At 41.1% G+C, this 15,448-nt stretch carries 11 protein-coding genes; 10 read left to right on the plus strand and 1 reads right to left on the minus strand.

Annotated elements, in window-relative coordinates; translation table 11 throughout:
- Positions 1 to 36: 36 nt before the first annotated feature.
- Genes E7588_08840 through E7588_08870 form a run of 7 tightly spaced genes read left to right on the plus strand, consistent with a single transcriptional unit; the run spans position 37 to position 8,020 of the window.
- Entirely contained in the window at positions 37 to 1,335 is a 1,299-nt protein-coding gene (locus E7588_08840; GenBank protein MBE6689359.1) for an O-antigen ligase family protein, read from the plus strand.
- Entirely contained in the window at positions 1,332 to 2,540 is a 1,209-nt protein-coding gene (locus tag E7588_08845; GenBank protein MBE6689360.1) for a glycosyltransferase, read from the plus strand. Before E7588_08840 ends, E7588_08845 begins: the two co-directional genes overlap by 4 nt.
- Before the next feature lie 4 nt (positions 2,541 to 2,544).
- The gene (locus tag E7588_08850) at positions 2,545 to 3,603 is read left to right on the plus strand and encodes a glycosyltransferase (protein MBE6689361.1); all 1,059 of its coding nucleotides are present in this window, start codon (positions 2,545 to 2,547) and stop codon (positions 3,601 to 3,603) included.
- Positions 3,604 to 3,612: 9 nt separating this feature from the next.
- Positions 3,613 to 4,632, plus strand: a complete 1,020-nt coding sequence (locus E7588_08855; GenBank protein MBE6689362.1) for a glycosyltransferase family 2 protein — start codon at positions 3,613 to 3,615, stop codon at positions 4,630 to 4,632.
- Between the two features lie 5 nt (positions 4,633 to 4,637).
- The gene (locus E7588_08860; GenBank protein MBE6689363.1) at positions 4,638 to 5,708 is read left to right on the plus strand and encodes a glycosyltransferase; all 1,071 of its coding nucleotides are present in this window, start codon (positions 4,638 to 4,640) and stop codon (positions 5,706 to 5,708) included.
- 14 nt (positions 5,709 to 5,722) lie between these two features.
- On the plus strand, positions 5,723 to 7,090 hold the full coding sequence (locus tag E7588_08865) for an EAL domain-containing protein (protein ID MBE6689364.1): 1,368 nt from the start codon (positions 5,723 to 5,725) through the stop codon (positions 7,088 to 7,090).
- Positions 7,091 to 7,099: 9 nt separating this feature from the next.
- Positions 7,100 to 8,020 (plus strand): glycosyltransferase family 2 protein, encoded by a 921-nt coding sequence (locus tag E7588_08870; GenBank protein ID MBE6689365.1) that lies wholly within the window; start codon positions 7,100 to 7,102, stop codon positions 8,018 to 8,020.
- A gap of 228 nt (positions 8,021 to 8,248) precedes the next feature.
- On the opposite strand, the gene E7588_08875 is transcribed toward E7588_08870, so the two are convergent.
- On the minus strand, positions 8,249 to 9,034 hold the full coding sequence (locus E7588_08875; GenBank protein ID MBE6689366.1) for a helix-turn-helix transcriptional regulator: 786 nt from the start codon (positions 9,032 to 9,034) through the stop codon (positions 8,249 to 8,251).
- A 124-nt stretch (positions 9,035 to 9,158) separates the two neighbouring features.
- Here E7588_08875 and E7588_08880 point away from each other — a divergent pair, with 124 nt between their 5' ends.
- From E7588_08880 to E7588_08890, 3 genes are all read left to right on the plus strand, one after another.
- Positions 9,159 to 12,377 (plus strand): DUF5107 domain-containing protein, encoded by a 3,219-nt coding sequence (locus E7588_08880; protein ID MBE6689367.1) that lies wholly within the window; start codon positions 9,159 to 9,161, stop codon positions 12,375 to 12,377.
- A gap of 23 nt (positions 12,378 to 12,400) precedes the next feature.
- Positions 12,401 to 13,249 carry an aldose 1-epimerase gene (locus E7588_08885; protein MBE6689368.1) on the plus strand — a complete coding sequence of 283 codons (849 nt, stop codon included), beginning with the start codon at positions 12,401 to 12,403 and terminating at the stop codon, positions 13,247 to 13,249.
- A gap of 65 nt (positions 13,250 to 13,314) precedes the next feature.
- Positions 13,315 to 15,441 (plus strand): alpha-galactosidase, encoded by a 2,127-nt coding sequence (locus E7588_08890; protein ID MBE6689369.1) that lies wholly within the window; start codon positions 13,315 to 13,317, stop codon positions 15,439 to 15,441.
- Positions 15,442 to 15,448: the final 7 nt, after the last annotated feature.

A 15,448-nucleotide genomic window follows, 5' to 3' on the forward strand; every position in this document is an offset into this window, starting at 1 on the left:
TAAATATATGCCGAAAAAGAAAGGAGGGCAAGCTGCGTGGAAAATAAAATTCTTGAAAAAGCAAAAGCTTTTTATTTCATTGTTGTTGCGGTGATGATGTATTATTTTCTGAATGAATACATAGACATCGGTCTGCACATAACATTCCGTCATGCGCTTGCCCTTGTTCTCTTTGGCAGTGCAACTCTTTTGTTTTTATATGACCCGGATATTCCGAGGGGCTTTACCGCGTTTTGCGATGCATGCGTTTACAGCATTCCCCTTTTGGTAACTACGGTCGTTTCGCTTTTCATATGGTTTGTCGGGACGGTAGATGTCGGTGTCATATCAAGAGGGCTTTCCAGCTCTTTTATATATACCAATATGCTTTCTTTTGCCTTGGGTGCAGGCGCTCTGTTATATATTTTCGGGGAAAACGGCATATGGTATAACCTTATAGCGATTCTTATTGCAAATATTCTGATGATAGCTACAATTATCGCACAAAATGGGCTTGCTGTATTCTTTTCTGAATTTGTAACACTCTTAATAACATTTGCGGATGTAACAGGAGATGTCATTGTTCAGGCGGAGATTCATGAGCTTGCTTTTTGCCTCGGAGCGTATCTGATTTACATGCTTTATAAGCCCAAAAAAAGCATAACATATTTTATATTGCTTTCCCTTCTTCTGTTTTGCTTTTTGGCGGCACTCAAGAGAATCGCAATAATCGCAATAGTTGTGGCGCTTGCATTCGGATACTTTTTAAAATTCATTGCGCGCTTCGCAAAAAAAACAGCCGGCAGACTTGTCAACATCCTTGCTTTTGCGTTAATTGCCGTGCTTATTGGATATATTGCCCTTATAAAAATGGATGCCTTTGAGCTTCTTGAAAAAGCGGGGATAAACACAAGCGGACGCGTGGAGATCTACAATGCCGTAGATAAGTTTTACGAATTTAATCCCGGCTTTTTAGGTAACGGCATAGGTTTTCTCACATATCAGTTAAACGAATTCATGTCCGTGGGAGTCGGTTCCGTCCACAACGACTTTTTGCAGCACTTTATTGACTTGGGTTTTTGGGGATATATTATCTGGCTTGTGTCAATGATTGTTACCCGTGTGCTTTATTTCGGAAGAAAAGGTAATACAGACAATGCTATCATCACTTTCATGCTCACTCTATACCTTATAATCGTATCTTCGACAGATAACACTATGAACTATCCGCTTTTAACCGGAGTTCTTGCGATGTTGATGATGGGTAACAGTTTTGAAAAAAATGTGCGCAATGTCGAATTAAAGTTCGGTTGTGTTTCAAAGTCCGGCAAAAATGAAAGGAGCTTATTATTATGAAAATTTTGATGGTAAATAAATTTCTCTATTCACGCGGAGGTTGCGAAAACTATATGCTCTTTTTGGGCGAGCAACTGAAAAAGCTGGGACATGAAGTTGAGTATTTCGGTATGTATGATGAAAAAAATACCGTAAAAAACTCGGCAGAAAAATATACGCAAAATATGGATTTCCATTCTAAGGGAGCAAAAAGGTTTTTATACCCCTTTAAAATAATTTATTCGTTTGAAGCGAAAAGGAAAATAATGCAGGTAATTGACAATTTTAAGCCTGACATAATCCACATGAATAATATAAATTTTCAGCTTACTCCGTCAGTAATTTACGGTGCAAAAAAAAGAGGTATTCCTGTTGTCCAGACGGTTCATGACTACCAGATGATCTGTCCCAATCATCTGCTTTATAACTTTGACAAAAATGAAATTTGCGAAAAATGTCTCGACGGATCGTACACAAACTGTATAAAAAACAAATGCATACACAATTCAAGAGTCAAAAGCATCATAGGCGCAATAGAAGCAGGCTTATATTCCATTTTGGGAACTTATAAAAAAGTGGATTTGTACATAACACCCAGCTATTTCCTTGAAAAAAAGCTTTTGTCGGCAAAGCCTTTGTATAAAGGAAAAACAAATACAATCCACAACTTTATAAACAAGAATGACTTTAACTGTGAAAACGAAAGCAACGGGAACTACATTGCCTTCGCAGGCAGACTTTCAAAGGAAAAAGGTATTGAGCTTCTTGCAAATACCGCAAAGCTTCTCCCTGAATATACCTTTATGGTGGCGGGAGACGGTCCTGAAAGGAATTTAATTGAAAACATTGAAAATATTAAACCCGTTGGATTTCTGTCCGGCAAAAAACTTACTGAGTTCATGTCAAACGCAAAGGTTATTGTTGTGCCGTCGATATGGTATGAGAATTGCCCGCTTTCCATTCTTGAAGCACAATGCATGGGTGTGCCCGTTATCACAATGAACAACGGAGGAATGGCAGAGCTTATTAAAGACGGTGTTACCGGAATTCTCTTTGACGAACCCTCCCCCGAAGCGATGGCGACGGCTTTAAAACGCGCACTTGAAAACGAAGAGTACTATAACACTCTCAAACGGGAATGCAAAAAAGGAACAGAAAGCATTCTGAGCGTTGAAGAATACGCTGATATTTTAATCAAAGAATACGAAAGATTAATCGCGAGGTGATAGAGTGTCGCAGCCTAAAGTGAGCATCGTCGTTCCGGTGTATAACGTTGAGCAGTATCTTGACCGGTGTATAAATTCTTTGAGAAATCAGACTCTTACCAACCTCGAGATAATACTTGTAGACGATTCCTCCACAGATTCGTCACTCGAAATTTGCAATAATGCCGCAAAAGAAGACAACCGTATAAAGGTCATCAGCAAGATCAATGAGGGTGCAGGTATGGCGCGAAACGCAGGTCTTGCGATTGCAACCGGAGAGTATATCGGTTTTGTGGATTCTGACGATTTTGTGAAAGAGGATATGTATAAGACTCTTTGCGCAAAAGCAGACGAATACGCTTGTGACCTTGTAATGTCAGGGGTGCTGTTTGTAGACGGAAATATGTTCAGCGAAAAAGGCGAATGTGTATGCAAAGCATATTTTGATAAGGATACACATTTTGAAACCGAAAACGACCTGCAAAAGCTGAGAATGGGCATTGTGGGTTCGACACCGGGTGATGCTGATGACAGCCTATACGGAATGGGCACGGTAAAAAACCTGTTTAAAAACAAGATAATAAAAGATAACAAGCTTGCGTATAAATCCGAAAGAGATACGCTTTCGGAAGATGCACTGTTTATGATAGATTACATATCCTGTATACGAAAGGCAACGGGAATTCCCGAGGCGTTTTATAACTATTGCAGAAACGGCAATTCACTTTCAAAATCCTACAAAAAAGACAGATTCGAAAAAAGTCTTATTTTTGTAAGCGAAGTTGAAAAAAGATTCAAAAAAGATATCGCGCCCGACACCTACCGGGTATACATATACAGATTCTGGCAAGCAATGTGCAGAGTATTGTGTTCTCAGGAAATAATGCATGCCACTGACAGCAATATCAAATATGCCGATCTCAAAAACAGACTGAAGGCAATATGCACAAATGATTTGACCAAAAAAGCTCTTAAAGCATATCCCATTAAGACACTTCCTGTCAAACAAAGAATTTTTGCATATGCGGTAAAACACAGAATGTACTTGTTAATGAAAATGCTCGTAAAACTAAGAAGCAGATAGGTGATAAAAATGTTTTTTTCAGTAATTGTTCCGATATATAAGGTTGAGAAGTATTTAAAAAGATGTATCGACAGTGTGCTTGAACAGAGCTGTGATGATTTTGAACTTATACTTGTCGATGACGGCTCGCCCGATAACTGCCCGAAAATTTGCGATGATTATGCAGCCAAAAACGCCAACATCAAGGTTATACATAAGGAAAACGGCGGACTTGTAAGTGCACGTCAGGCAGGTATAAAAATCGCTTCGGGGGAATATGTTTTCAATCTTGACGGTGATGATGCGCTTTTACCGCAAGCGCTGGAATGTGCCAAGTGTATTATCACAAAAACAAACGCTGATATTGTTTCCTTTTCTTATAAAGAATGCCGTAACGGCAAACCGCAAGATACAATAAACGACATTGTTCCCGTGGGTCTTTACAACAAGGAGGACATGGAAAAGAATATATATCCGCATCTTTTGTCCAATATAAATATGGAGCATCTTTTCTATTTCGTGTGGGGAAAAGCGATAAGACGTACCCTCATAACTCCTCACCAGTTAAATGTCAGCACAAAAATTTCTCTCGGTGAAGATATAAGCTGTATGATCCCCTGCTATCTCGATGCCGAATTGTTGTATATGGACAATACACCCGCCTATCTTTACACCATAAGAGACGATTCACTTACCACGAGCTTCACTACAAAACAGCTCACTCAGCTTGCTGAAGTAATAAACGGACTAAATAAAATAACCTTACGTAAACCCACAGACTTTGATGAGCAGATTGCACGTTACTCCTGCTTTATGTGTTTTGCAATTCTTGCAGCAGCGGCAGAGGGAGCACATTTCAAATATCTTAATGAAATAAAAGAGCTTATTTTAAATTCAATTAATAAAGATCTTATCAAAAAAGCCGAATTTAAAAAAATAACTTTCAAAAGTAAACTTACCGTTTTCTTGATGAAGAAAGGATATATCAAAGCTGCGTTTTACATTTTATATTTTGCGGGTAAAATCAAAAAAATGTTAAAGAAAGGGTGAATAGCTTGAAAGCACCTGAAATTTCAGTAATAATGAGTGTGTACAACGGAGAAACATATCTTGAAGAAGCGATAGAAAGTGTAATAAACCAGACTTTCGATTCGTGGGAGCTTATCATAATAAACGATTGTTCCACCGATTCCACAAGCGAAATCCTTGCAAAATTTGCTTCAAAGGATACAAGGATAAAGGTTTTTCCGAATGAAGTAAATCTGAAACTCCCCTCCTCCCTGAACAAAGCCATCTCTCTTTGCAGCGGCAAATACATAGCAAGAATGGATGCAGATGATATATGTCTTCCCGAAAGGCTTGAAAAGCAATATGCTTTCATGGAAAAAAATAAAGATGTATCGTTATCATCATGTAAATTTATGACCGTTAAAAACGGGATATACATGTCCGGCGGTGCCGGCGGAAGATGTGATAATGAAGCACTGCGCGCAATGCTTCTTGTCGGAAACCCAATACTTCACCCCGGTGTTATTGCCAAAAGTGAGGTTATGAAAAAGTACAATTATGACACTGCTCTCACTTGCACGGAAGATCTTGAGTTATGGACAAGAATGGCAATGGGAAACGAAAAAATACAAATTCTCCCCGAGTGCCTTTTGATCTACCGGCTTCATGATAAGCAAATTACAAAAACCACTCTTGAAAAACAGCATACGGAAGTCCTGAAAATACAGAATAAATACTATTCCGTCATGCTTGAAGAGATGGATGAAGAAATGCAGAAATTCTATATCAGCGGTATTTATTTTACAGAATCCGCCGATATGAATAAATTTCTCCAATATGCCAAATGGCTCAAAAGAGCTGCAACAAAAAATTTCAGCAAAAATGCCATCAGTTATGCTCTCCTTGAGGTTTTGGCAGAATACAAACGGTTTGGTATATCAAAATCGGAGGTTATCAAAGCGATGCTTAAATTCAATCCGTTGTTCTTGCTGAAAGAAATTATCAGAAGAAAGCAGACGGCAAAAAAAGACATTGCAAAATATACAAAGATCGCATTGAATTTAGGTCTAAAAAAGACATCGGGAACGAAAGCGTTTCCAATATTTGAAAACAGATAGCAGGTGCCCAAAGAATGAAATTTTTTGAATACCCGTATGTCATTATAACCATTCTTGCAATGCTTTTTGTTGCAATGGTATTTATCGGGCTTTATTTTACCATAAAGTCCGTCAGAACTGCAAAAGGAACGGCAGAGAAAAACTTTTGCGGTATCGGTAAAATCGAAACTGACTTTGAAAAAGCAGGGGCCGGGAGAGAGATCCGATGCGTTGTATACATATCGATATCACTTGACAGTATGAAAAGGCTGTACTCGGAATCAAAGTCGGGCAGAATGTATGAACAAATCAAGAGAATTTTGTTCAGTCATATGTGCCTTAATACAGGCGGAGAGATTTCTCTTTACGGAAGCGAAGGCTTTGTTGCGTTGAATCGTCTGGATGCTGATGAAACAGAGCGGTCTATAAACACATGTATCAAGAAAATAAATGAAGTATGCGCCAATTACGGTGCAATAAACATTGTACGTGTAAGCTTCGGGTACCACATTACCAGCTCGACGGATGTATCGTTTAAAACTGCGCTGGCAAGAGCAAAACAGGCTTGCAGCATTGCCGAGAATGAAAACATGTTGTTTTGCCGTTGGGACAGTTCGAACGGAAAAGCTTTTGAAAGAAAAATTAAAATCGAGAATAATATCCAAAGTGAAATTGACAACAACAGATTTTTCCTTGAATACCAACCTATTTTGGATTCTAAAACAAACAAGATAATAGGCGCCGAGGTTTTATCCCGTCTTAATTCATCAACAGAAGGTATTCTGACACCGTACTCTTTTTTGTCAGCGGTAAATAACGTCGGACTTAATGAAAAATTCGATTACTATATTTTTGAAAAGAACTGCAAATGGATTGCAAATGACAAAATCAACCGTACTAAATACGTGTATACAATCAATTTTTCACGCTCTACTCTTTGCGGAAGTGAATTAGCAGAAAACATTATACGCATTATAGAAAAATACGGTATAGACTATTCGTGTATCGCCATTGAAATCCTTGAAGATAAAAGCTTGAATGAAAACGAAAAGATGGTAATGGTTGAGAATCTTATGCGATTGAAGAAAAAAGGAATTTTGATTCTTCTGGATGATTTCGGAAAAGGCTACACAAGCTTCGGCGATCTTGCTGAATTTGATATAAGCATTGTAAAGATCGATAAAGAAATCACGCAGAATTCAACAACCGAATCGGGTTTTTTGATTCTCAAAAACATTATCAGAACAGCCCACGACTTGGGATTTAAAACCCTGTGCGAAGGCATAGAAACAGAAGAACACAAAAACACTGTGGCAGATGCGGGATGTGATATGTTTCAGGGGTATTACTTTTATCGTCCGATGCCTGTTACACAATTAGAAGCATTATTTGAGAAACAGTAAGGTGATTTTATGTTATCCGTAATAATTCCCTCCTATAACGAAGAGAAATGTATAAAACGCGCATACGAAACTATACATTCTCTGCTTATGGAAAACAATATTGACAGTGAGTTTATTTTTGTAGACGACGGCTCACAAGATCAAACTTACAAAATGATAACCGAACTTTCTTTGGAAAAGAAAAATATATCGGGACTGCATTTCTCAAGAAATTTCGGAAAAGAATCCGCTATATCTGCAGGCTTGGCGGCAGTAAACGGCGACTGTGCGGTGGTCATTGACTGCGATCTTCAACATCCGCCTGAAAAAATAGTTGAAATGTATCGCTTGTGGGAACAAGGATACGAAATTGTTGAAGGAATCAAAAAAGAGCGGGGAAAGGAAAAAAAGCTCCACAATATCGGTGCAAGGTTTTTCTATTCCGTTATCAGCAATATGGCGGGGTTTGACATGGCAAATTCGTCTGATTTCAAGCTTTTGGACAGAAAAGTTGTTGATGTGCTCAATAAAATGCCGGAAAGAGGCTTTTTCAGGGCAATATCCTTTTGGGTGGGGTACAACAAAACAACCGTCGAATATGATGTAAGAGAGCGTGTGGACGGTGAATCCAAATGGTCAACCGTAGGACTTATAAAATATGCGCTTTCAAATATCACATCGTATTCCACCGCTCCGATGCAGATAGTAACGGCTTTGGGTGTTACTATGCTTATAATATCCGTCATTTTCGGTGTTTGGGCTCTTATTGACAAAATCATCGGAAGAGCTCTTGAAGGTATGACAACGGTCATAATTATAACAATTTTCATAGGTAGCATAATTATGATAAGCCTTGGCATTATAGGATATTATATTGCACGCATCTACGAAGAGATCAAAGGCAGACCAAGGTATATAATATCTTCTTCCGTTAGAAGCTCAAATAAATAATAAAAAGCACTTAACTATCGCTGTTTTAAAAAGTTCAGCAAATAAAACGGAAAAATCAATAATTATAAATATCGGCACGTTTTTCATATTAAAATCACAAAAAAACTACGGACAGCGGGTAATTCACACGCTGTCCGTAGTTATGTAATGAAAAGATTTCGGAATTCCATACAAATGTGAATGAAAAATGCGAACGGGCGCTAAACAATAGATGTTTTGCTTTTTGTATTAAATGAGATAGTCTTTTCCGGAATTTCTGCGATAAGCCCTTGGAGAGAGTCCAAAGCTTTTTTTGAAAAGCAAAGACATGTACTGTTGGTTGCAAAATCCGCATCTGTCTGATATTTCAGACAGAGACAGCGAAGATGTACGCAATAGCTCACAAACAAGACTCAACCTGTATTTGGTTATATACTCGCGAGGCGTTATGCCCTCAATATCGGAAAAAAGTGTGTGAAAATAGTTAGGGCTGAGGTTGACAAAACCGGCTATATCAGACAACGTAACTGTTTTGTCTATGTTTTCCTCAATGTACTTTTTGGATTTAAAGACGGTATCATTTTTAACGGAACCGCTCGGAGCGTTTTTAGAATCCGATATCACAGTAGCTAAAAGCACCAAAAGCTTTCCGCTGAACATAACACTGTCAAATTCGTGCGAAGCTTGCAGGGAAATAAGCTCATCAAATAATGTCTCCACCTCAATCGGATGACGGCATTTAAAATATTTCGGCACATGTTGCATACGTTCGCTCAATTCTCCTGTTGCCGAAAACTTGACATATTTGGTTTTAAAGGGAAGCAGGCTGTTGCATCTTTCACCGGGTACACCTATTCTTATATATCCCTTTCTTATGGAATATGCCACTCCGTCAGAATATGTAAGCTTTCCGTCCTCAAGATAGTATTCAATTTCGTAAAGTGTGCGCACTCTTTCCGGGGATTGCTTTAAGTCTCCGAAAATACTGCAATCAAAATATCCGCAAATGACGTTTTGTGGTAATGTTATATTCATTTCGTCTCCGTAAACAGTAAGATTTTATAAAAAATCATTAGAATATTATATTTAAATCAGTTAGATTTTATGATATAATTAAAGTATAGCATATTTTTCGAGTAAAGTCAATAAAGGAGACAAAATGAGTTTTTACAAAAAATCCGTTATATCAGTAGAAAAATTGATTATCCCGACATATAAAGAGCCGCCCGCAGAAGAACTGCCAATGTTTGCGGAAAACCGTGTTCATCAGAGAACAAGCGGAAATCCTTATCCGAACAAAATAGTATCTGCTGTCGACAGACAATCCCCCGAGGACAAGGAATATATTGCCGTACGACTTGAAAACGATTATGTAAGCGTTGTTGTTCTTCCGGAAATAGGGGGAAGAATATACAGCGCTGCCGATAAATCCACAGGTTACGATTTTTTCTATAAACAGCATGTTATCAAGCCCGCCCTTATCGGCGTTCTCGGTTCGTGGGTATCCGGCGGAGTTGAATTCAACTGGCCGTTTCACCATCGCGCCTCCGGATATATGGCTTGCGACTATACGATAGAAGAATATTCCGATGGCTCTGTGGCATGCCATCTTTCAGAGCACGACCCCATCGACCGAATGAAGGGTATGGTAAGTGTAATTCTCCGTCCGGATTCAAAGGCTATTGAAACCAGAATGAGGCTTTACAACCGCACTTTCTCCCCCCGCTCCTTTTTGTGGTGGGAAAATGCAGCTGTCCCTGTAAACGAAAGCTATCAGATCTTCTTCCCGCAGGATACGACTTATGTTAACTTCCATTATCTGAAGTCAAGAACCACCTTCCCCATCGCGGGCAACGGTGTTTACAACGGAATACCAATGAAGGAGCCGCGTGATATATCATGGCATAAGAATACAAGAGAGGCTACCTCTTACTTTGCGTCCTATTCGGATTATGACTTTTTCGGTGGATATGACCATTCAAAGCGTTGCGGCGTAGTACATATCGGCGATCATCACATATCTCCCGGTAAAAAAATGTTTACCTGGGCATACAATCAGCTTTCCCGTTCATGGGAAAAGGCACTGACGGACACCGACGGTCAGTATGCAGAGCTTATGGCGGGCTCTTATTCAGACAATCAGCCTGATTTTTCGTGGCTTATGCCCTATGAAACAAAGGAATTTTCCCAGTATTGGTATCCCATATCCGAAATCGGCGCACCTACCTTTGCAAACCTTAACTGTGCGGTAAAAATAGACAGAAGTGCCGATAATGCAAGCATCAAGGTTCAGCCATGCAAAATTTATGAAAACGCACACATCATGGTAACAGACTCGGAAAAAAACATTTTGGATGAGTCTTTCAATCTTGCCCCCGACAAGTGCATCTCCATTTCCTTGGGCAGTATTTCCGATTACGTTTCCTTTAAAATAACAACTTCAGACGGTGAGGTTATATCGGAATATACCGAGCAGAAATTCGACGAGCATAATATGCCCAACCCCATTACGGATATGCCGATTGCGGAATACATGGCGAGTGCGGACGAGTTGTATCTTGCGGGTGTTCACGTTGAGCAGTACCGCGACCCTGCGGTCAAGCCCGACGCTTACTGGAAAAAAGCACTTGAGAGAAATCCTTACCATGCTCCGTCTCTTATGGCAATGGCAAAATATTGTCTCGAAATGCTTTGTATCGAACAGGCGAAGGATTATGCTCAAAAAGCAATAAATGTCATCACACGATTCAACACAAGGCCGCTGAGCGGAGAATGCTATTACATTTTAGCTCAGATATATGAAACGGCAGAGGAATACAAAAAGGCATACGACTACTATTATAAAGCTGCTTATGCAGCAGATTCCGTAGCAAAGGCAATGACAAGAATTGCCGTGTTGGATATTCGTTCGGGCGATTACGTAAAGGCTGAAAAACATGCCGTACAAGCGCTTGAATACGGAGCAAAAAATGCTTTGGCAACCGCTTGCCTAATAATTGCAAAAAAGGAAATGGGATTTGCGGAGCAAGCCAAAAAACTCGCTTCCAATTATCTTGTTCTTGATCCCCTTGAACATCTTATCCGTTACCTGGCAGATAAAAAGGACTTCTATTCAATGCTTTTGAGCAATCCTGCCGAAACCTGCCTTGACCTCGTGTCCGACATTACGGATATGGGAAGATACAGTTCAGCTTTGGAGCTTCTGGAGGGACTTATATCCGAAAGACCCGAAAGCATCACTAAAATGACATGGCTCTCTGCCGCATATCTTGCAGATAAATGCGGAAAGAATGCCGCCGAATTTACCGAGCGGTTCAAAAAAGCAAAGCTTGGTTCTGCATACCCCTCACGTACATTTGAAGTGCACGTACTAAAGAGCTTTGCCGACAAAGGAGAAGCCGAATGCAAAATGCTTCTTGGATGTATTCTTTATAACAAACGTCATTACAGTGCGGCAGCACAGCTGTTTGAGAACAGCGCGGACACCTCATATATCGCAAAACGCAACCTTGCCGTGGCTTATTTCAGCCATCTTGATCGTCCGGAAGACGCTTTGAAGATTATGAGAGAGCTTTGTTTAGAAAGAAAAGATGATGGTCAGATTCTTTACGAGACGGTAATTCTCATGAACAAAATGAGCGTTTCTCCCGAAGAAAAAATTTCACTGATGTCATCCGCAAAACTCGACAGAGACGATCTTTTTGTAGAGCTTGCAAAAGCATACAATCAGTGTGGTGAGCACCAAAAAGCTATAGAAACCCTGCTTTCGCGCAAGTTTGTTTCTTGCGAGGGCGGAGAGCATGCCATTGCTGACCAGTACATATTTGCACATCTTTCGCTTGGACTTGCCTGCTTTGAAGAGCAAGATTACGAAGCGGCGCTCAAGCTGTTTGTGAATGGTCAGACGCTTCCCGAAAGCCTCGGCTCAGGCATTTGGAACCACTGCAAGCTGATACCCCTTAAGTACCGTGAAGCGCTTGCTCTTGACAAGCTGGGCAGACGGGATGAAGCGGAAAGCATTTACCGTTACATTGCCGAAACCGAGATTGAGTACTTCAGCAACATGCATCTTTCCGAACTCCCCTATTACAGAGCTATGTCATATGACAGGCTCGGCGAGGTACTGAAGGCACGCAGTCTTATTACAGAGTACAAACGCACCTGGAACAAAATGGAGAACGTACAAGATAACGGCTTCTTTGCAACCACACCATTCTTTATTTCCTTCACAGATAATCCCGCAAAGCTCCGTCGTTCAAAGTTCCTTTATCTTACCGCTCTTATCGACAGATACGAAGAAAATGACAATGCCGCTGACAAAAAAATGGCAGAAAGCTACATGCTCAACAACGATAACCTCTTCGCACGTATCATGTGATTGACACGGAAAGATAAACAAAAATGACGAATGACATAATCACCTTAAAAAATAGCGAATGGACAGCTAAAATATGCCCCCGTCCGGGGGCGAATATCATCGCTCTCAAATATCGGGAAAAGGATGTCTTACGTCCTCTTGAAGATGAAAAGCAGCTTGAGAATAACCCATATGTATTCGGTTCGCCCATTCTTATGCCGGCAAACAGAACTTACAAGGGCAAATTCACCTTTGAGGGTAAAGAGTACAATATGCCGCTGAATGAACCGCAGAACAACTGTCATTTGCATGGTCTTGTTTTATTCCAATCCTTTGAAACGCTTGATGTGACCGCAGACACTGCTGTTTTGCGCATTAATGACGGCAAATGTACAAGTTATCCTTTCCCGTATGCACTCACCGTGCACTATTCTCTGACAGACAACGGACTTTTATCTTCGTATGAATTGGAAAACATCGGACAAGGTAATATGCCGTTCACGTTTTGTCTCCATACGACATTTATTGAGCCCGAAAATTTCTCCTGCCCTATTGATATGTGTCTTGAAAAGGATGCACACCATGTACCCACCGGCAAATATGTTGAGCTTAGCGAAACGGAAAACGCATACGTTCACGGATCACCATCCCGTAAAATAAATATTTCGGGGTATTACCATGCCTGCGGCGATACTGCCAAAATAGGAGATTTTATTTATAGAATATCCGACAATTTTGACCACATCGTGTTATACAATGGCGGCGGAGAAAGCGGATTTCTGTGTGTTGAGCCAATGTCCGGTAAGGTAAACGGGCTTAATATGCCGGACGGACACAAGATTATTGCACCAAACGAAAAAATCAAATTCACCACATATATTTTACATATATAAATAAATGATTCAAAACAGATTTCTTGATGTTTATACTGCTTCATAGCGGTGGAAAGTGAGATTTTATGGCTATTACGTTTAACGAAAAACAAAAGTTGTTCGCCATAAGAACAGAAAATTCTCTTTACGCACTCCGTATCGAAAATGACGGACATCTTGCAGAGGCTCATTACGGTGCCCCAATAGACCGCGATGAGGACGCCGCAAGATGCCATCCTCGGGACACAAACCCCGATTTTGCAAGAATAGCTGTCCGAAAATACCGTGAGGAATATCCTGCATGGGGCGGTCTTTTCTTCTGTGAGCCGGCACTGAGAATTACCCATAACGACGGTGTACGTGACACAGAACTTATATATAAGAGTCACACCATTTCCGATGACGGAATGCGTCTGACAGTGACTATGGCAGATACATATTACCCCATAGAGGTAGCTCTTGAATACGAAATATTCAATGGTCTCGACCTGATAAACCGCCGAAGTGTAATCAGTAACAAAGGCACAGAGCGTGCCACTGTTCTTTCGGCAATGTCAGGGGGAGTTTATCTCGAGGATTATGCAAAAACACGTCTCACCTATATGACAGGCGGCTGGGGACGGGAATACAACCTCGACCGCACCGAGATAAAAGGACAAAAAATTGTGCTCGACTCCCGAAGCGGTGTTTCAAACTCACATTATTATCCGTATTTTGCATTGGATAACGGATGTGCACTTGAGGAGTCGGGTGAGGTTATTTTCGGCACACTCCAATGGAGCGGTAATTTCAAAATGACGGTTGAACGCACAGAATACGGTGCAGTCACGGTACAGATGGGAATCAATGACTTTGATTTTTCCTGGCCGCTTGACGGCGGTACCTCATTTGAAACACCCGTTCTGACGCTGGGGTATTCCACCCGCGGCTTTGGCGGCTCTTCCCGCATGCTTCACGATTATCAGCGTTATGTTCTGGGACCTAAGGAATACGCGAATAAGCCTCTGCCTGCACTTTACAACTCCTGGACTGCCTTCCAATTTGACATAGACGAGAATAAGATAGAGGCTCTGGCAGATCTTGCCGCTCAGATGGGAATCGAGCTTTTTGTAATTGACGACGGCTGGTTCGGAAAAAGAAACAGCGAGCACGCGGGACTGGGTGATTGGTATCCCAGCAAGGAAAAATTTCCTGGCGGACTGCAACGCACCATTGATGTTGTGCACAGCAAAGGAATGATGTTCGGCATATGGGTAGAACCGGAAATGGTAAACGAGGATTCCGAGCTTTTTGCAAAACACCCCGATTGGATTTTTTCCTTCCCTACCCGCCAAAAGGAAACCATGCGCCATCAGCTTATGCTGAATCTTGCACGTACGGATGTGCGTGACTTTATAATTGATATGCTCGACAACCTTTTGGGAAAACATAATATAGACTATCTGAAATGGGATATGAACCGATTCATATCCCAGCCCGGCTGGACAGATGCGCCTGAGGGAATGGAGACGGCGTTCTGGTACACCTACGTTAAGCATCTTCACGAGATTTTCAGCCATATAAAGGAAAAATATCCGCATGTAATCATTGAAAACTGCGCCTCGGGCGGTCTGCGTGCTGATATAACCATGACAAAGTATTGCGTAAGAATGAATCGTTCCGACAACCAGGATCCCCGCGACGAGCTTTTCCTGCACGAGGGCTTCACCCATGTTATAAGATCAATGGAGGCAGGCGGAGCAGGGCATCTGAGCAAAGTTCCCAACGCTATGAACGGAAGAAGTGCACCGCTCCCGTTCCGTGGGCACATCGGACTTATGGGCTCTTTGGGAATATCGATAGACCTTCGCGAAATGACCGAGCAAGAGCGAGCTGATTTCGCTTATTACGTTTCACTTTACAAGGAAATAAGACAAACCGTACAATGCGGGGACCTGTACCGTCTTATTTCTCCGCGCTCAAACGAAAATCTGGCGGCGTTTTACTTTGCTGCAAAAGATAAGAGAGAGGCAGTTCTGTTCATTTTCGGTCTCAATCTCGATTTCCGCCAGAGCTTTCCCGCACTTCGCCTTTACGGACTTTGCGAAGACAAGCTGTACGAGGTGGAGGGTATGGGAGTTTATTCGGGTCAGATGCTTATGAACAAAGGTGTTGATTTTACCCTTTGGGGTGACTATGACAGTAAACTCATACGTATACATATGATAGACTGATTCGATA

This window comes from Oscillospiraceae bacterium (assembly GCA_015065085.1).
Taxonomy (GTDB): Bacteria; Bacillota; Clostridia; order Oscillospirales; family SIG627; genus SIG627.

Excerpts from the sequence above, each read along its gene's own strand:
- E7588_08845 (MBE6689360.1), top strand. The coding sequence starts at position 1,332 with ATGAAAATTTTGATGGTAAATAAATTTCTCTATTCACGCGGAGGTTGC.
- E7588_08855 (MBE6689362.1), top strand. The coding sequence starts at position 3,613 with ATGTTTTTTTCAGTAATTGTTCCGATATATAAGGTTGAGAAGTATTTA.
- E7588_08865 (MBE6689364.1), top strand. The coding sequence starts at position 5,723 with ATGAAATTTTTTGAATACCCGTATGTCATTATAACCATTCTTGCAATG.
- E7588_08870 (MBE6689365.1), top strand. The coding sequence starts at position 7,100 with ATGTTATCCGTAATAATTCCCTCCTATAACGAAGAGAAATGTATAAAA.
- E7588_08875 (MBE6689366.1), bottom strand. The coding sequence starts at position 9,034 with ATGAATATAACATTACCACAAAACGTCATTTGCGGATATTTTGATTGC.
- E7588_08880 (MBE6689367.1), top strand. The coding sequence starts at position 9,159 with ATGAGTTTTTACAAAAAATCCGTTATATCAGTAGAAAAATTGATTATC.
- E7588_08885 (MBE6689368.1), top strand. The coding sequence starts at position 12,401 with ATGACGAATGACATAATCACCTTAAAAAATAGCGAATGGACAGCTAAA.
- E7588_08890 (MBE6689369.1), top strand. The coding sequence starts at position 13,315 with ATGGCTATTACGTTTAACGAAAAACAAAAGTTGTTCGCCATAAGAACA.